Below are 17,393 nucleotides of genomic sequence, written 5' to 3'. Positions count from 1 at the left end.
ACGTAGGGCACGATGCCTGCCGTCTCGCAAGCCTCGATATCTTCGATCTTGAAGTAGCCCCGGTCGGCCACGGCATCGATCTGAGCTACATCGAGGGCCTCACGCGCAGCCTTGGCCGTCTCGGTCAGCAGGCCCAGGTCGCCGACCTTGTTGTGGACCTGCTGCTCCACAATCAGTTTGTGCCTGGTATCGACCGCGATCTGGATGTTGTAACCGACCCCGACGCGGCTGCTGGAGTGCATTGCGCGTGCGTCCGGATCTGTCAGCGAGATCTGGTCCTCGCCGCTGTCCGCAAGAGCTTTGCCATGATCATCAAGGCGTCCACGCCGCTCCCGGATCACTGCGATCTTATCCTGAAGCTTCTCGACGGTGCCACCCTCCGGCGCGTCCTCACCGTTCTTGTCGGCTTCATCGAGCTGCTTGAGATACCGCGCCAGGCGTTCATCGCTTTCCGCAATCGCTTTGGCTAGTTTGGCTTTGGTAAAATTCCGCTCCCGACTGTTCACGGCCTTGATCCGGGTGCCGTCGACCGCGATCAACTCTCGTCCGAACAAGTCGAGTTCCCGGCACAGCACGACGAATTCCCGGAACACCTGGCGGAACGCCGTCCTGTTGTCGCGTCGGAAGTCGGCGATTGTCTTGAAATCTGGCGTCAGGCGGCGGAGCAGCCAGATAACTTCGAGGTTGCGTCGCGTCTCGACCTCCAACCGGCGGCTGGACCGCACCCTGTTCAGGTATCCGTAGATGTAGAGCTTCAAGAGATCGGCTGGATCATATCCCGGTCGACCGGTGGTCTTCGCCTGGACCCGTCCGAAGCCAGCACCCTTCAAATCGAGCCCGTCAACGAAAGCATCGATAAACCGGACAACGTTGTCCGACCCCACATAGTCGTCCACAGAGTCCGGCAAAAGCAGGAGTTGGGACCGATCATCGCCTGAAATATGTGCCATGACCAAGAATACCACGGTCGCCCAAACCTGTGAATCCTGTTTGAGTTTTCACACGGTCTGGAACGGTTTTGAACAGGGGAACAGAGTGGTTATCTGTCAGGTGGGTAGGCCGCCTCGGTCACAAACCTCCGGCGTCTAGTCCTGAGCTAACAAGGACCCCAGCATCTCGCGCACGATGTCAGCGGCGGGAGCGAATTCCAAACTCTCGTCCAGCGCCCATTCCGCGATCAGGCCGCAGATGAAGGCGGCGGTCATCTGCGCGGCAGCAGCGGCGGTCCATCCGGATCTGAGGGCGCCATTCTTCTCCACCGCCTCAAAAGCCGACAAAAGGGCATCGTGCAAGTTTTTCCGATAGGCGCTTTCGACACCATCGCCTCGGTCCCGCGCGAGAATGTCACTGCGCAAGACCATTCGCAGCAGACCTTTGTGTCTGCGATCGTCTTCAAGACGGGCGAAGATCGCGATAGCCGCATCCGCCACCGCGTCCAGATGCGCCCGATATCCCAGATGGCTCAGATCGGCGACCTCACGCGAAAATCGTTCCTGCGCCTGCGCGCCGATGGCGAACAGAAGCCCTTCCTTGTTCTTGAAATGCCAGTGAACCGCGCCACGCGTCACGTTCGCCTGCGCCGCGATCTGGTCGAGGTTGGTCGCGTGTCAGCAAGGGATGTTCTTCGGTGCGCTCCGAGACATTGTTGGAAAACAGCCCGTCCTTGATGTTCTTCGACTTGCTGACGACGCGCTTGGTCGTCATGCCCACTGCGTCGGACAATTCAGAAATCGTGTCCGGTTCGTTAGGCGTCAGGTATAGCTTGATCCCTGCCCCGCCCTGCAAGGTTTTGCGAACCTGCTCACCATAGACCACATCAAGGTCGGGAATGGTTTGGGTGACAAGCGCGAGGTTGCCGCCATAGCCACGCAGAAGCGAAATGCTCTCGGCCACGATCGGCATCCGCCCGATGCGCTGAAACTCGTCCAGCATGATAAGAATCGGAAACGGCTCGTCGCGACGGGGTGAGTGATCCTGAAGGGCCGCGATCAGGTCGGAGAAGAACAACCGGATCAGCGGGGCAATCGCGGGGATTCGTTGAACGGGGTAGTCAGGTAGACCGTCTGCGGGCGCCTGCGGAAGGTTGAATAATCGAAGTCGCTGGTGTCCGTGACGGCGCAGGTATGTGGGTTGGCCCATGCCGACATGCCTGCCGATGACAGAACCGACAGATAGGCGGACAGGGTGCGTTCGGTCGTCCCTGCAAGCTGCTCGAACATCAGTCGGGCGCTGCGGTCCTTCACCACCTTGGCGTAGGCGCCAAACTTGGCGTTGCTCTCGCCACCGCCAAAGGCAAGCTTATGGATGCGGCCAAGGGTCAGCTCGCCTTGCTCGTAGGCCAGAATTCCGCACGCGATGAAAATGGTCCGGCTGTTCGGAAGGAAGCTGGCGGCGCTGCTCCCATCGGCTTGCAAGAACAGTGTCGCGATCTTTCCCAACTCGGCCATGCGCTTTACCGGGTTCAGCACCTCCCTCTTCAGTTCAATCCTGTACGCACGTACGCACTTCATTACGCATGCACATGCATACGTACTACACTGTTCATATTCGTAGGTTCAACAACGCCATCTCAATCTACGTATGGTTTTCCTAAACAGGGTATGGCCCCCTGGTCAGTAAGCATTTGCTCCGCATGATACGTATTTACGCAGACACTTACCGCAGAAAAAGTTTGATTTCTGGAAAGCGCATAGTTAGAACTTTGTACGCACGCACTAACGCACCTGCGTAGTTACGCACATGCACACTTACGTAAGGGGATACGCAGATGAAAACTATACTAGTGGCGTCGCAGAAAGGGGGCGCCGGTAAAACAACGATCGCAAAAAATCTTTCGGTCGCGGCCTCGGCTGAGGGCGCCAAGGTCATGATGTTCGATATGGACCCCCAGAAATCGCTTCGCGAGTGGTATGACCAGCGCGAGGCCGACGAGCCTGTGATGCCTGGTCGAGACCCTGGGCCGAAGGAACTAAAAAAGGCTATAGATACCACAGCGATTCATGGTTTTGACTATCTGTTCATCGATACGCCACCGGCTTCTGATGCATGGCTATCTGACGCCATGAAGCTTGCGGACCTAGTTGTTATCCCCGTGCGACCATCGCCGACAGACCTTAGGGCCGTCCGAGCAACGTTGACGTCCGCAAAATCCGCAGGCACCGATTTTGTATTCTTTCTTTCACAGACAACGCGAACGAAAATGACCGATGAGGCAGTTCGGGCGCTTGCTGCACGCGGCAAGTTGGCCGATGTAAATCTCGCCCTTCGAGTCGCGCACGCCGAGACCGACATGGACGGACGATCTGTGATTGAAGGTGACGACCCAAAGGCGCGGGATGAACTTCTTGCAGCATGGGCATATGTGAAGGAGCAACTGTAATGGCGAAAAAGACGTTCGAAATGGGAGGTTTCCTTGATGAAGCTACTACACCCGAGCAGCCAGTAACTCAGCGTGGAGCTGAGAAGCCCGACCCTGCTCTGCAGGCAGTGGGGCAGGGGCCCTCGAAACGCTTATCCCTTGTCTTGGACTCTCAGACATACGCTGCCTTGCGACAGAAAGCTTTCGATGAAGGTACATCCCATCAAGCTTTGTGTGAACAAGCCGTAAAAAAGTTTCTAGGCACAAACAGGAAGTAAGTACCTGCGTACGCAGGTACGCAGAATACCGAAGATTTTAGCGAGCATGCTCAATTTGCTCCATCACTTCCTACAATTTTAGGGGCTCTAGCCTAACTGCAGGCCATGGGTGCATAGCACCACCGCAAGCCGCTAAATTGCTGATGAACTGGCCCCCGTGCCGCGGATCGCCACACCGGGGACGGCCCGGCCCACCTATGGCTACCGTCGTGTCACCGCGATCCTGAACCGCCAGCTGCGGTCGGAAGATCTGGTGCCGGTCAATCACAAGCGGGTCTACCGGATCACGCAGGTCCATAACCTGCTGCCGGCGCGACAGTATACGAAGCGTCCCGAGCATGTTCACGGCGGCATGGTTATCGTCATACGGTCAAATTTGCGGTGGTGTTCAGATAGCTTCGAGTTCACCTGCTGGAACGGCGACATCGTCCGTGGCGCCTTCATCCTCGATGCCCACGACCGCGAAATCATCGCCTGGCGTGCGGTGGTGAATGGAGGGATCAGCGGGTCAGACATCCGCGACATCATGCTCGAAGCCGTCGAGCGTCGCTTCGGGACATACCGTGCGCCTTCAGCCGTCGAGATGCTGTCCGGCAACGGCTCACCCTACATTGCTAGGGACACGCAGATCTTCGCCCGCCAACTTGGCCTGAAGCCTTGCTTCACCCCGGTCCGGAGCCCTCGGAGGTGCGCAGCACGCATGTCGGAGGCTTTCGTGAAGACGCTCAAGCGCGATTGCGTCCACGTCACGCCGCGGCCAGACGCCCAAACCGTTCTGGGATTGATCAGAGGCCGGATCGAGGACGACAACGACAATCACCCGCACTCTGGGCTGAAGATGCGCTCGCCCCGCGAGTTCATTGCAGATCAAACCGCAACCGCCTGAGCGTCCGGTGAAACAGGGGGCAAGACCAGATGATTATAATGCTGCTCAGCATCATCTCTGCCATCAACATCGGGATGCTCATGGCTCTTCGGAAGAAGGCAGGACATTTTTTATCCGGGCGGTCGTTAACCAGAGCAGGTTGCTGGTCATCTCAGTCTCCTCGCGGGGTCTGAACCATTACTGGACTTAGTGCCATTGGTGTCTGAACTTAGGCCGTGGCGGCCTACCATAGGTAAGTTATCCACAAGCGCCTCTGTGTTAGTATGTGTTAAATATAGTGTTAGGAGGTTGAAAAGTCATATTAACTCGTTGTTTCTATTCATCAAAAATGTTGTCCTGGTCTCTAATACCCCGAAGTTTAGTCATCAAATCCCGATAGACGGTCACTAAATCCCGACATGTCCCTCATGGCGTCTTTTTCCCTGTGAATGCGACACTGAACTCTTCTCCGCGGCTTATTTTACAGCCAAGGTGGCACACTAAGGCTGCAAAATCGGTCACTGTTCCCCCGAAACCCACGGCACGGTCACTGTTCCCCCGAATCTCTTCCTTCTGACATAGTGGTCACCGTTCCCCCGAATCTCTTGACAGGGTCACTGTTCCCCCGAATGATGCAGTATGGTCACTGTTCCCCCGAATCCTTTATATGACGAACTGCTTCCGGAGAAGTATCCGGAAGAGGATCTATTTGTCTGTGATGTTGCCGATGCGGTTCTCAAAGATATCCTGCCGCAACTCGAGCACCCATTCTATTCGCTTTCCAAAAAGCCTGATGTTGCGATTAGGAGGTATGAGAGGAACGGTCATTGGCTTGAGATCACGCCGAGCGTCAAAGGGCTTGCTACGATCTATGACAAAGATATTTTGATCTACGCAATTTCGCAGATCATGACAAAATTAAACCGTGGGCAAAAGGTGTCAAAGCGCATTCGGTTAGACAGCTTTGACTTTTTGCGTTTCACAAATCGGGGGACTGGCGGTAAAGATTATGATGCTTTGGTAGAAGGGCTGAAGCGTCTCTCTGGTACAAGAATAGCTACAAATATCAGAACGGGTAATGAAGAGCAGACGAGTTTGTTTGGCCTTATCGACGAAGCCCATATTGGTCGACAGTTAATAAACGGCAAGCCAGAAGGGCGGATTCTTTATATTGAGCTTACATTGTCCGATTGGGTATTCAATGCGATCAGGCATAACGAGGTGCTCACGCTCTCTCGTGATTATTTCCGACTTCGGAAACCAATGGAGAGGCGCGTCTACGAATTAGCGCGCAAACACTGCGGAAACCAGAAGTCTTGGCGGTGTGGTGTCGATGTTCTTTATGCTAAATCGGGCAGCAAAAGTCCAATGAAGCAATTCCGATATCTGTTGAAGCAAATCGGGGAAACGGATCACCTTCCTGATTATCATCTCGCTCTTGACGGAGACATGGTGGTGTTCACAAGTCGTGGGACGGTTCCACAGCCGGCCATCATCGAGGCTGTTTCCATTGGCACTTTGGACTCTGATATTTATGAGCAAGCCCGACAAGCCGCTCCCGGCTGGGACGTTCGGATGATCGAACAGGAATGGCGAAATTGGTGCACCCAAGAGGAAATTGAGCCGAAGGCACCGGGACGGCATTTTCTCAAATTTTGCGTAACTTGGTACGAGAAGCGAGGGCGAGCATGATGGTATACAACCCCAGAGACAGTAGTTTTGCGCAAGCTGTATTCAGACAGTGCCTGTTGATCAGTTGCAATCACCAATATTCATTTCTGTGTCATCTATCAGCTTGTTGTAGTACGACCAACGCAAAATTTGAATAAGCCTACACTGTGCCCTAGTTTGCAATGCCAGATGATTCCGTTCAATCGTCTCGCACTTGATTTCCTGATTTGAAAGTTGAGCTTTAACAGGCTGCTGAAAAAACTCTGGCCTCGACCCGGCTTTCGGAACATGATTCATTGGCGCCACTGCATGGACGGAGGTGGCGACGGGATCGCTGTTCAGTTACGTCGATCTCGAGGAGCGCGTCCCGGCCCGGCATCCGCTGCGCAAGATCCGGGCTGTCGTCAACGATGCGCTTCGTTCGCTGGATGTCGACTTTAATCGTCTCTACGCTGGTGAGGGCCGCCCCTCGATCGCGCCGGAACGGTTGATCCGATCCAGCCTGCTGCAGATCCTCTACTCGATCCGGTCCGAGCGACAGCTCATGGAACAGATGGATTACACCTGATGTTCCGCTGGTTCGTGGGGCTCGGGATCGACGACGCTGTCTGGGTCCCGACTGTGTTCACGAAGAACCGCGACCGGCTGCTGACCACGGACATGTCCCGCAAGATCATGGCCGCCATCCTGGCGCATCGCGAGGTGGCATCGCTGCTGTCGGACGATCACTTCTCGGTCGATGGCACCCTGGTGAAGGCCTGGACTTCGATGAAGAGCTTCCAGCGTAAGGAAAGAGCGACCCCCGACGGAGGCGATGATCCCGGCGATCCGCCAGATACGCGTGTGCTGCCCACATCCTCCCCCGACCAGTCCACCGCCGAGCCTGAACCGATGCCCCGCCCCACACGCCGCAACCGCAACGTCGAAGTCGGCTTCCGAGGTGAATGACGTTCTAACGCGACCCATGCCTCGACAACCGATCCAGAGGCCCGGCTGCTCAAGAAGTCACCCGGCGCCGGGGCCATGCTGTGCTTCATGGGGCACAGCCTGATGGATATGAGGCATGTTCCGCCACTGGTTCGAGGAACATGCCGATTGCGCTCCGGCCTGATCGTGCAGGCCGACCTGACGCGGGCGGACGGGCACGCCGAACGGTGTGCTGCCATCGACATGCTTCACCGCCACTCGCCCGGTTCGACCTGGCGCCTGACACTGGCAGCCAACCGCGGCTACGACAGCGCGGACTTTGTCGCCGAGCTGCGCCAGATGGTGGTCACGCCGCATGTCGCCCAGAAGTCCCGGCACTCCGCCATAGACGGCAGAACCACCCGGCACCCCGGCTACACCAAGTCACAGCGGCGTAGGAAGAAGATCGAGGAACCCTTCGGCTGGGTGAAGACCATCGGCGGCATGGCGCAGACCCTGTATCGCGGCGTAGAGCGCGTGCGGGCCTGCTTCACCTTGGCGATGGCGGCATGCAACTTGGCCAGACTGCCGAAATTGCTCGCGGCATGAGACGAGGAGCTACCGACAGAACTGTCTGCCCACGACTGAGACCTGTCGAATGCCCCATCTCCGGGAAGCCGTTCCGAACATTAGCCTTTTTCAGCGGCCTGTTAAACATTTTAGTGTATTGAGCCTGGCCCGGGTAGGGCTGCGTAAGCCCTGCACAGGATCGTTGGCGGTGACAAGCTCTGACACGGTGCGCTCGCCCTACACACCTCTGGGAATACCTTTAGCCCAACGCAGGCCAGAAGTCTGCAGCCCCTAGAAGACTCACATCATAGAACTGCCTCACCCCAGCAATTCCGTCGCCGGGTTCATCTCCACCTCGACATCGGCGTAGTAGCGCTGCGCCTGCACGGCCGAACTGTGCAGCGACAGCTTCATGGCGGCGGCCAGGGGTACACCGTCTAGGGCGGCCTGGGTCAGGAACCCGGCGCGCAGCCCGTGCGGAGAGGCGTAGTCGACGGGCAACCCCGCCTGTGTCAGACGGTGCCGCAGAATGACCCGCAGAGCGTCCGGAGCGAGCCGGCGCGCCAGCACGCGGTCCGCTGTCGAGACGGGCCGGAACAGCGGACCCGGTCCTGCCGGCCGCACCTTCAGCCAGTCCAGCAGGGCGTTCGCGGCGCGACCCTTGAGCGGCAGCCTGGGCGCGAGGGCGCGCGTTGTCGTCTTCGTCTCGAGCAGGCGCAGCCAGATCACACCTTTAGTCTTATAATCATCCGCTCCAACATCCTCGATATCCAACGCTGTGACCTCGCTGCGCCGGCGGCCACCTGACGCAAAGGCCAGCATCAGCATGGCCCGATCGCGGATCCCGCGGGCGGTGTAATCACAGGTCGCCAGAAGTGTCTCCAGAACCTCCCGGGTGACGGGCTTGGCGGACTTGGGCTTTCGCGGCCGGTCTGCGGCGCGTCGGGCCTTGCTTCGGGCGGCCGAGACCGCAGGCGCGTCGAACGGGGAGGCCAGATTGCGCATGCGGTGGAAGCTGCGCCAGGATGCGATCCGCCGGTCAAGGGTTGCCGGGGCGGGGCAGGCAAGGGACCGCCGCAGGCCCAGACCGATCAGGGCCAGCGCCACTCCCTGCGCCGGATGCGCCGGATCGTGGAGGGCTGTCGAATGATCGAGAAGAAAGCGCAAAGCGACGCGCTCCTCTTCCGGCCAGGTCATGTCGGTGCCGAAGGTCAGCTGCTTCCAGGCCCGGATGTAGACCAGGTCGCGTTCCCAGGCCCGCAGCGTGTTCGCTGGCGTGCCCCGGCGGTAGAGTTCGGTCAGCTCCTCGGACATCTCCGGCAGCACCGAGACGAGGCAGGACGAGGAGGGCAGGGAGGGCATGGAGGTGGTCCGATCGCGATCTTGAACCACGATCTTGCCGTGTCATTCGCCGTAAAGCAAGACTCGTGATAAGAGTTACTTATCATGACTGATGGATCAAGAAGACAAATGCTTCGGTAAACCGCATAGCTATCGTATAATGCGGTCATGAAACCTCATCTCAATGATAGTGAATGGTTCGACGATGACCCGCGGTGGTCGTTACCGTCCCCGTATGACCCGCCGGGCGAAGTGGAAGAGGATCCGGATGCGCCTGAAGGTGTCGCCGCCTGGGACCTACCGCTGCCCCGCGCCGACCGGCGCGATCTTCTCGATGTCGATCCCTGGCGGCGGGCGGAAGCGGCGCTGGCCGCCGATCTCGCACGGGCCGCGCAGGCTCTCGGTCGATTGGACGAAGCGGTGCGCCGCGTGGGGCAGGGGGCGGCGGAGCGTCTGGCCTATCGCGAGGTCGAGGCCATGCTCCGCGCCGACGGACGCTGGCTCGACCGCGACCGCATCGGCCGCGCGCAGCTGGACGCCGGCGGCGATCCGGATCGCGTCCGGGATCTGGAGCGGGCACGGTGGGCGCTGCGTCGTCTGACCGCGTCACCGGGGGTTCCTTCGGACCTGCGGCGGTTTCTGGGACGACATCGGCCGGCGTGGCAGGGGGATCCGCTGCTTGCGGAACGCGTGACCCTGGACGCCGCCGTCGACGACGTGCAGCACGCCTGGCAGGAGGTCCTTGACCGCTCCGCGCACCTGCACCCGATCACGCAGGGCTGCGCGGCGCTTCGGGCGTGGCGGCTTCTTGACGTGTCGGGCGAGGGCGAGGGTCTGGACGGGGCCGTGATGGCCTCCCGCATCGCGGCACGGGAACACCGGGCCCTTGGCTTTGTCCCCCTGGCTCCGGCGGGCCAGTCCTGGCGACGCGGGGGTGCAGTGCTGGATGTGCTGCGCCTCTGGATGGCCGAGGTGCGCAGCGGTGCGCTGTCCGCCCTTGCCGACCTCGACCGCGCCGCGGACTGGCGGGAGCAGGCGACGGCCCGGGTCGCGGATCTGGGGGGTCGCAATCCAGCGAAGGTGCTCGCAGTGCTGGCTGCCCGGCCCTATGTCTCCGCCGCCGATGTGGCAGAGACCGCCACCGTCAGCCGCGATACCGCCGAGCGGATTTTGCGGACGTTCGAACAGCGCGGCCTCGTGCATGAAATCACAGGGCGGGGGCGGTTCAGATTGTGGAGGGCCACGGTCTGATGGCAGAACGTCTGCAATCCAGGCAAGGCTCCGATCGATCGTCATGCCGAGATGACGAGATCATGCGTGCATGGGCAACGCCTCCTGCGGATCAGGTGTCCTTTCCCAAGAGAAGCGCCAGATGCTCGTAGGCCTCGAGGAGCGTGTCGAACTCCTGGTCCGTGAAGCTCGCCTGCTCGGGCCGGTCGTCATGGCCCATGTTGGCGAGCGTGAACACGACCTGCCCGTCCTCCTCGTGGATCGCGAGCTCCCGGCGCTCTTCGGCAACCATCTGCACGGCGGCGAAGTGAACAAGGGCCGTTTCGGAGAAGGAGATGATCTTGAACTCGGGTATCATGATGCGGGGCCTTTCGGATTGACTTTGTTTGGGCGTCCACTGACCAAATAGATTTGAGTGGACCTGCAATCCTATTTTATAGCGAGGTTTTTGAAAACACTGGCACCAAGTACTGCACGAGAGTGGCGTAAAGCGCCAAGTCGTTTGACATATAATGCCCCGATACGTTCGAGATCGATGCGACCCCCAAAACGCGCCCGTTCTGACATACGGGCGCGGAAAGATTGGCCACGCAATCCAGACGGACCAGAAGGTCCGCATCGGGGAACGCCCAGCGAAGTTCCGCCTCGTCATGGCACAGCACGGCGCGACCGGCTTTCAGCAACTCGGCCCCCCACGGGGTCGGTCCCATCGGTTTCCACACGCCCATGGGATAATGATCGGGGTCGTTGCTGTGAACGCGTTGGATTTCATCGCGGGACGGATCCCACTGGAGAACCGTGAATAGCATGACCCCGAAACGCTCGGCGCAGATATCCTCGAATGTGGTCAGCAAGGCCTGCGCGTCGGACCCGCAGGCATCCAGACGGGCATGCAGCGGGGTGGGGGGCATGTCGGGCAGTGCGATCGACAGTCCGGGGCGGGGGGTGATGTCAGCCATAAAGATACCTCGGCAGGAACAGGACGATGTCGGGGAAGATGGTGATCAGCAGCAGGCCCAGCACCATCAGGCAGAAGAACGGGAACGCCGCGCGGGCAACCTGCCAGATGGACCAGCCGGTGACGCCTTGCAGCACGAACAGGTTGAAGCCGACGGGGGGCGTGATCTGCGCCATTTCCACCATCAGGACCAAATAGATGCCGAACCAGATGGGATCGAATCCGGCCTGAAGCACCAGGGGCAGGGCGATCGGCAAGCTCATCACCACCATGGAACTGCCGTCCAGAATGACGCCGAGGCCAAGGTAGAACACCGTCAGAAGCAGCAGCAGCATATAGGGCGAAAGGTTCAGCCCGCCGATGGCCGCCGCCACGTCTGCGGGGATGTGCATGTATCCCATCGCCGTGGACAGAAAGGCCGCGCAGATCAGGATCGTGCAGATCATCGTGCTGGTCCGCAGCGCCCCGAGGATCGTGACCCGCAGCAGCCGCAGCGTCAGCTGACGCAAGCACGCCGCCACCACGAGCGAGGCCGCAACGCCCATGGCCGCCGCCTCGGACGGGGTGGCGATACCAGAATAGATGGAGCCGAGGACCGTCAGCATCAGCACGAACAGGGGCAATAGATCCAGCAGCGCCACGCCGAAATCGCGCAGGCTGCGCTGCGGGGGTGCGCCCGGCGCGACGGAAGGGTCCCGCCATGCGCGCAGCATGACGTATCCGGCATAGAGCGAGGCAATCATCAGCCCCGGCAGGATGCCGGAGGCGAACAGTCGCGTGATCGACTGCTCGGCAAGGATGCCGTAGACGATCAGCACGATGGAGGGCGGGATCAGCAAACCGAGGCTGCCTGCCCCTGCGATGGATCCGACGGCAAGGTTGCGGTCATAGCCGCGCCTGAACAGCTCTGCCGTGGTGATGCGTCCGACCGTGGCCGTCGTTGCGGGGGACGATCCGCTGACGGCGGCGAACAGCGTGCATCCCAGAACGTTCGTGTGCAGGAGGCCCCCCGGAATCCGCTCCACAAAGGGGGCCAGGCCCCGGAACAGGCGTGCGGAGATGTCAGTGCGGAAGATGATCTCTCCCATCCAGACGAACATCGGGATGGAAGCCAATTCCCAGCTGGAGGCGTAGCGGAACAGGATGCCGGAGGCGATGGTCCCGATCCGGTCCGGCGACTGGCCCATGACCAGCCAAAGCGACACTCCCCCCACGATCAGCAGGCTTGTGAAGATCCAAAGACCCGCACCCAGCGTCAGGGCCAGCAGGCCCAGCACCGTGAAGGCAGCGATAAGGGCGTCCATCGACAGACTCCTGTTGCGGGGTTATTCGACGAATGCGTCGTCGGTGGGGGTGGCGGGCGACGGATGTCCGGTGATCTGACGCAGGCCGAACGCCGCCAGTTGCAGCGCAAGGATCACGAGGCCGGAAAACAGGATCGCCTCGGGGATCCAGCTTGGCACGGCGGCGATGCTGCTGGACACGGTGCCGCGGGCATAATTGCGAGCAAGACGCGTCCAGAAAAACTGCATCAGCCAAAGCGTCACCACCAGCGTGCTGGCGGCGGCCAGAACCAGCGAGGCACGTTCGACCCATGCCGGAAGGCGCTGCGTCAGGACCGTGACGCGGATCAGCGCCCCATGTTCCACCGTATAGCCCAGCGACCAGAAGATCGCGCCGATCATGGCATAGCCCACGAACTCGTCCACCACGAAGGTGGACGTGTCGAACAGGCCGCGCAGGATGATCTCCAGCATGATGTGGCCGACCATTCCGACCAGCATCAGCGCGGCAAGAACGGCCCCGGCCTGCGACAGGGCATAGATCGCGCGGTACAAACGTGCCATCGGCGGATCACTGCCCGCGCAGTTCGGCATAGCGCGCGAGGATCGCCGCGCCCTCGTCGCCTGCATCTGCTGTCCAGCGGTCGACGAAGGGTTGGGCCGCCGCGCGCAGGGCCGCAAGATATTCGGTCGAGACGTCTTCCACGATGGTCATGCCATGTTCGCGCATTGCGGCGAAATTCTCCGCCGTGCGGTCCTGCAGAAGCGACCAGCCATAGGCCTGCGCCTCGGCGGCGGCGTCGCGGATGTTTTGCTGTTCGTCCTCGGTCAGGCCGTCGAACACGTCGCGGTTCATGTGGATGGCCTGCAGTGGCATGGCATAATTCACGACCGTGAACGCCTTTTGCTGTTCCCACATCTGCACGCCCACGCCCCCGTCGGCAGAAGTCAGGACCGAATCGATCGCCCCCGTCGACAATTGCGCGGGCACGTCGGCCCATGTCGTCTGCACCGGAAACGCACCCGCATTGCGCATCGTTTCGGTGGAGGACACGTCATAGGTGCGCACCTTCTTGTTCGCCAATGCCTCCACCGTGTCCAGCGGTTCGTTGCCCCACAATCCGCTTGCAGGCCACGGCGTCAGAACCAGCAGGATCTGGTTGCTGTCTTCAAGAATTCGTTCGTATGTCGGCGTCGCGGCCTCGCTCAATGCGCGGGTGTCGTCGATCGTGGGCGCGATGAACGGCAGGGAGGGGAGCTGGAACATCGGGTCGATCCCTGTCCAGAATACGAATGCGGAGGAGGCGAGATCGATCGCCCCGTCGCCCACGGCATCGAACTGGTCGAGGGATTTGTAACCCAGTGCGCTTCCGTGATGGGTGGTGATGGCCACCGTGCCCCCGCTTTTTTCGGAGACGAGCGCCGCGAAGCGGTCCGCCGTCATCCCGTGGATGGAACTGGCCGGATATTCGTTCGCAAGATCGAGGTTGGCCTGCGCGGCAGCACCTGTCGCCAAAAGGCAGGCGGCGGCAAGGGCGGGGATGAACGGGGTCATGTCAACTCTCCTGATCGGGGGGATGGGGCACGGTTCGATCCGGGCTCTCCATTTCTCTTGACAAAACATACCGGCATGTTTGTCTTTAAATGAAGCGGTATTTTGCAATCGTGTCATTTTTCTTTCGCGGATCTGCAAAACGCTTGAGAATATCAGGGGACAGGGCCGAACATGCGCGTCGATCAACTGCTGACCACCATAGAGATGCATACCGGGGGGGAGCCGTTCCGCATCGTCACGGGTGGTATACCGAAGCTGGCGGGCGACACTATCGTTGCCCGTCGCGCGTGGTTATTGGAACACGCCGACCATATCCGCCGCGCCCTGACGCTGGAACCGCGTGGCCACGCCGACATGTATCTGGGCATCTTGACGCCTCCAGTCTCTCCCGACGGGGATTTCGGGGTGATCTTCGCGCACAACGAAGGCTACAGCGACCATTGCGGGCACGGCGTGATCGCACTGACCACGGCGGCGGTCCTGCTGGGCTGGGTGGAACGACAACTACCCGAAACCCGTGTCGTGATCGACGCGCCCTGCGGCCGGATCGAGGCCTTCGCGGAATGGGACGGCGACCGCGTCGGCGATGTGCGGTTCGTCAACGTGCCGTCCTTCGTCTGGGCCAGGGACGTACATGTGGACACGCCCAGTTTCGGCCGCGTGACGGGCGACATCGCCTTTGGCGGGGCGTTCTATTTCTATGCCGACGGTGCGCCGCACGGCTTGTCCATCACCGCTTCGAACGTCGATGCCCTGATCCGCTTCGGGGCCGAGGTGAAGGCGGCGGCCAACCTCGCCCATCCGGTCGTGCATGACGAGATTCCGGAGCTGAACCACATCTACGGCACCATCATCGCAGGCCCGCCCGCGCATGAAGGATCGTTGCAGGCCAATTGCTGCATCTTCGCAGACCGGCAGGTGGACAGATCCCCCACCGGATCGGGCACGGCAGGACGCACGGCGATTCTAGCGGCGCGCGGCGTGATCGACGTTGGTGAGCGCTGGACCAACGAATCCCTGATCGGCACGCGCATGCACGCTCGCGTGCTGGAACGCGTCACCTTTCACGGTCGCGACGCGGTTATCCCCGAAGTCTCGGGTGGGGCCGGTTTTCTGGGAACGGCAAACTGGATGTTCGATCCGGCGGACGAACTGGCGGGGGGCTTCCTTGTCCGCTGAACCGCCCCTTGCGTTTGATGCCGAGGCCGTCGCGCAGGCCTTGCCCTTCGATGTGCTGGTATCTGCGTTGCGTGACGCGTTCCGCGATCCGGCCCATGTTCCGTCCCGCCATGTCCACCGGATGGAGGGGGGGATGCAAAGTCTTGTCATGCCCGCATGGACGGATCGTTTCTATGGCGTAAAGATCATCAACATCCAGCCTGCGAATTCCGCAAAGGGTCTGCCCGGACTTCACGCCGTTTATACCCTGTTCGATGCGGCGACCGGCGTTCCGCTGGCGTTTGTGGACGCGGACGAGCTGACGGCGCGACGCACCGCGGCGGCCAGCGCGCTCGGGGCCGATCTGCTGGCCTCCCCGGGCGGGCAGGATCTGCTGATCGTGGGGGCGGGGCGTGTCGCGCGTCTTTTGGCCGATGCGTTCGCAGCGGTGCGGCCCCTGTCGCGCATCCGCATCTGGGCGCGTGATCCGGTAAAGGCGCAGCAGCTTGCCGCCACGCTGGTGCAAGACGGCCACGCTGCTGAGGTCGCCACCGATCTGGAAGGGGCAGTCCGCACCTCTACCCTCATCAGTTGCGCCACCTTGTCCGAGGAAGCGTTGATAATGGGCGACTGGCTGCGGCCTGGCACTCATCTGGACCTGATCGGCAGCTTCGCCCCCCATATGCGCGAAACGAACGCCCGATGCTTCGCCCGCGCCGAAGTCTTTGCCGACACGGACGAGGCTGCGACGAAATCCGGCGACATTCTGGCTGCCCGCGCAGAAGGGGCGCTGGCCCCGGACGGCATCCGCGCGACGCTGACCCCGCTGGTGCGCGGCGACCATTCCGGTCGAAGCGGCCCCGACGCCATTACGCTTTTCAAGGCCGTAGGCTCCGCGCTGGAAGATCTGGCGGGGGCGGCCCTTACCTATACCCACGGACGTGACCGCACATGACACTCGTTTTTCTGAACGCCCGCATCTTCGACGGAATCTCGCGCGACCTGCAGGACGGCTGGGTGGTGCGGGTCGAAGGGGACCGCATCGCCGCCGCCGGCCCCGACGTCGTGGTGCCCGACGATGCCACCCGCATCGACTGCGCCGGAAAGGTGCTGATGCCCGGCCTGATCGACGCGCATGTGCATGTCGTGGCCAACAGCGTCGATCTGTCCGCCGACCGGCAATGGCCCTCGTTCGTGCATACGCAGGCCCGCCACATCATGGAGGGAATGCTGGATCGCGGCTTCACCACAGTGCGCGATTGCGGGGGCGCGGATGCGGGCCTTGTGCGGGCGGTGGCGGAAGGATGGATCAAGGGGCCGCGGCTGAACATCTCGGGCCTCGCCCTCAGCCAGACTGGGGGGCATGGGGACATGCGGTCCGTCTTCACGCCGCCGGGGCAGGCGGGGCCGCACCGCGTGGGGTCGATGATCGGACGCGTCTGCAATGGCGTGGCCGAGATCCGCGAGGCGGCCCGTGACGAGCTTCGTAAAGGTGCGGATTTCGTGAAGATCATGGCCTCGGGCGGGGCGGCGTCGGTCACGGACCCGATCGACAACACCCAGTTTTCCGCCGAGGAGCTGCGGGCCGTCGTCGAGGAGGCGGTGGCGTGGAACACTTATGTCTGTGCCCATGCCTATACCCCGCGGGCCATCCGCGCCGTGATGGCGGCAGGCGTGCGCACGATCGAGCATGGTAACCTGATCGACGCGGATACCGCGACCCTGATGGCGGATACCGGCACATGGCTGTGTCCGACGCTTGTCGCCTCCGACATCCTGACGCAATTCGCAGACCGTTACGGGTTTTCGGACGTGTCGATGCGCAAGATCGCGCATGTCTGCGAACGCGGGTTGGAAAGCATCCGTATCGCGCGGGCGGCGGGTGTTCCGATGGGCTTTGGCACCGACCTTCTGGGGATCGAGCTGCATCATTACCAAGGTCGCGAGTTCACCCTGCGCGCGCGGGCCGAAGATCCGGTCGACACGCTGCTGTCCGCCACGGGCTTGAATGCCCGCATGATGATGATGGACGGGCAGGTGGGAACCGTGACCGCCGGTGCGCTGGCAGACCTGCTGGTCGTCGATGGCGATCCCACGACCGATCCCGACCTGTTCACCCACCACGGCGCCCCGCTGGACGTAATCCTGAAGGATGGCGTTTTCCACAAGAACCGACTTGCCGACTGATCCGACCTGCCCCCCCGACCTGATAGGAGCCTT

The 17,393-nt window shown here is 61.2% G+C and carries 14 protein-coding genes and 3 pseudogenes; 8 read left to right on the top strand and 9 right to left on the bottom strand.

Going from position 1 to position 17,393, the window contains the following annotated elements; translation table 11 throughout:
* The 3 genes and pseudogenes from ACSHZY_RS17080 to ACSHZY_RS17070 form a co-directional block, all read right to left on the bottom strand.
* A partial coding sequence (locus tag ACSHZY_RS17080; RefSeq protein WP_435171190.1) for a transposase occupies positions 1-950 on the bottom strand: 950 nt, incomplete at its 3' end.
* Positions 951-1,085: 135 nt separating this feature from the next.
* Positions 1,086-1,568 (bottom strand): hypothetical protein, encoded by a 483-nt coding sequence (locus ACSHZY_RS17075; RefSeq protein ID WP_435171189.1) that lies wholly within the window; start codon positions 1,566-1,568, stop codon positions 1,086-1,088.
* Positions 1,477-2,219, bottom strand: a pseudogene (locus ACSHZY_RS17070) (type IV secretory system conjugative DNA transfer family protein). The gene ACSHZY_RS17075 and the pseudogene ACSHZY_RS17070 overlap by 92 nt, the downstream one beginning before the upstream one ends.
* Positions 2,220-2,767: 548 nt before the next feature.
* Here ACSHZY_RS17070 and ACSHZY_RS17065 point away from each other — a divergent pair.
* From ACSHZY_RS17065 to ACSHZY_RS17050, 4 genes and pseudogenes are all read left to right on the top strand, one after another.
* Positions 2,768-3,379, top strand: a complete 612-nt coding sequence (locus ACSHZY_RS17065; protein ID WP_435171188.1) for an AAA family ATPase — start codon at positions 2,768-2,770, stop codon at positions 3,377-3,379.
* Positions 3,380-3,775: 396 nt separating this feature from the next.
* Positions 3,776-4,522 (top strand): annotated as a pseudogene (locus tag ACSHZY_RS17060) (DDE-type integrase/transposase/recombinase); the annotation flags it as partial.
* Positions 4,523-5,140: 618 nt separating this feature from the next.
* Entirely contained in the window at positions 5,141-6,193 is a 1,053-nt protein-coding gene (locus ACSHZY_RS17055; RefSeq protein WP_435171186.1) for a replication initiator protein A, read from the top strand.
* A gap of 274 nt (positions 6,194-6,467) precedes the next feature.
* Positions 6,468-7,687: pseudogene (locus ACSHZY_RS17050) on the top strand (IS5 family transposase).
* A 279-nt stretch (positions 7,688-7,966) separates the two neighbouring features.
* On the opposite strand, the gene ACSHZY_RS17045 reads toward ACSHZY_RS17050, so the two are convergent.
* On the bottom strand, positions 7,967-9,010 hold the full coding sequence (locus tag ACSHZY_RS17045) for a tyrosine-type recombinase/integrase (RefSeq protein ID WP_435171185.1): 1,044 nt from the start codon (positions 9,008-9,010) through the stop codon (positions 7,967-7,969).
* A gap of 147 nt (positions 9,011-9,157) precedes the next feature.
* Here ACSHZY_RS17045 and ACSHZY_RS17040 point away from each other — a divergent pair, with 147 nt between their 5' ends.
* Positions 9,158-10,240, top strand: a complete 1,083-nt coding sequence (locus ACSHZY_RS17040) for a hypothetical protein (protein WP_435171184.1) — start codon at positions 9,158-9,160, stop codon at positions 10,238-10,240.
* Between the two features lie 91 nt (positions 10,241-10,331).
* Here the strand turns inward: ACSHZY_RS17040 and ACSHZY_RS17035 are convergent, their stop codons facing one another.
* The 5 genes from ACSHZY_RS17035 to ACSHZY_RS17015 form a co-directional block, all read right to left on the bottom strand.
* Positions 10,332-10,577 (bottom strand): hypothetical protein, encoded by a 246-nt coding sequence (locus tag ACSHZY_RS17035; protein WP_435171183.1) that lies wholly within the window; start codon positions 10,575-10,577, stop codon positions 10,332-10,334.
* Between the two features lie 76 nt (positions 10,578-10,653).
* Complete coding sequence (locus ACSHZY_RS17030) at positions 10,654-11,178, bottom strand: GAF domain-containing protein (protein WP_435171181.1); 525 nt, start codon at positions 11,176-11,178, stop codon at positions 10,654-10,656.
* Positions 11,171-12,481, bottom strand: a complete 1,311-nt coding sequence (locus ACSHZY_RS17025) for a TRAP transporter large permease (RefSeq protein ID WP_435171180.1) — start codon at positions 12,479-12,481, stop codon at positions 11,171-11,173. Before ACSHZY_RS17025 ends, ACSHZY_RS17030 begins: the two co-directional genes overlap by 8 nt.
* A 21-nt stretch (positions 12,482-12,502) precedes the next feature.
* A complete protein-coding gene (locus ACSHZY_RS17020; protein WP_435171178.1) occupies positions 12,503-13,024 on the bottom strand; it encodes a TRAP transporter small permease subunit in 522 nt (173 codons plus the stop codon).
* Between the two features lie 7 nt (positions 13,025-13,031).
* A complete protein-coding gene (locus ACSHZY_RS17015; protein WP_435171176.1) occupies positions 13,032-14,015 on the bottom strand; it encodes a TRAP transporter substrate-binding protein in 984 nt (327 codons plus the stop codon).
* 171 nt (positions 14,016-14,186) lie between these two features.
* Between ACSHZY_RS17015 and ACSHZY_RS17010 the strand changes: the two genes are divergently transcribed.
* From ACSHZY_RS17010 to ACSHZY_RS17000, 3 genes are read left to right on the top strand one after another with little or no spacing between them, the layout of a single operon-like run.
* Entirely contained in the window at positions 14,187-15,194 is a 1,008-nt protein-coding gene (locus ACSHZY_RS17010) for a proline racemase family protein (protein ID WP_435171174.1), read from the top strand.
* Positions 15,184-16,128, top strand: a complete 945-nt coding sequence (locus tag ACSHZY_RS17005) for an ornithine cyclodeaminase family protein (protein WP_435171173.1) — start codon at positions 15,184-15,186, stop codon at positions 16,126-16,128. The genes ACSHZY_RS17010 and ACSHZY_RS17005 overlap by 11 nt, the downstream gene beginning before the upstream one ends.
* Positions 16,125-17,360: an amidohydrolase family protein gene (locus ACSHZY_RS17000; RefSeq protein ID WP_435171171.1), complete on the top strand. Its 1,236-nt coding sequence runs from the start codon at positions 16,125-16,127 to the stop codon at positions 17,358-17,360. The genes ACSHZY_RS17005 and ACSHZY_RS17000 overlap by 4 nt, the downstream gene beginning before the upstream one ends.
* The last annotated feature ends 33 nt before the right edge of the window (positions 17,361-17,393 follow it).

Source organism: Falsirhodobacter sp. 1013 (assembly GCF_051195255.1).
GTDB lineage: Bacteria > Pseudomonadota > Alphaproteobacteria > Rhodobacterales > Rhodobacteraceae > Falsirhodobacter.
The sequence above is the reverse complement of the archived record's forward strand: the minus strand, read 5'-3'. Positions and strand labels throughout refer to the sequence as shown.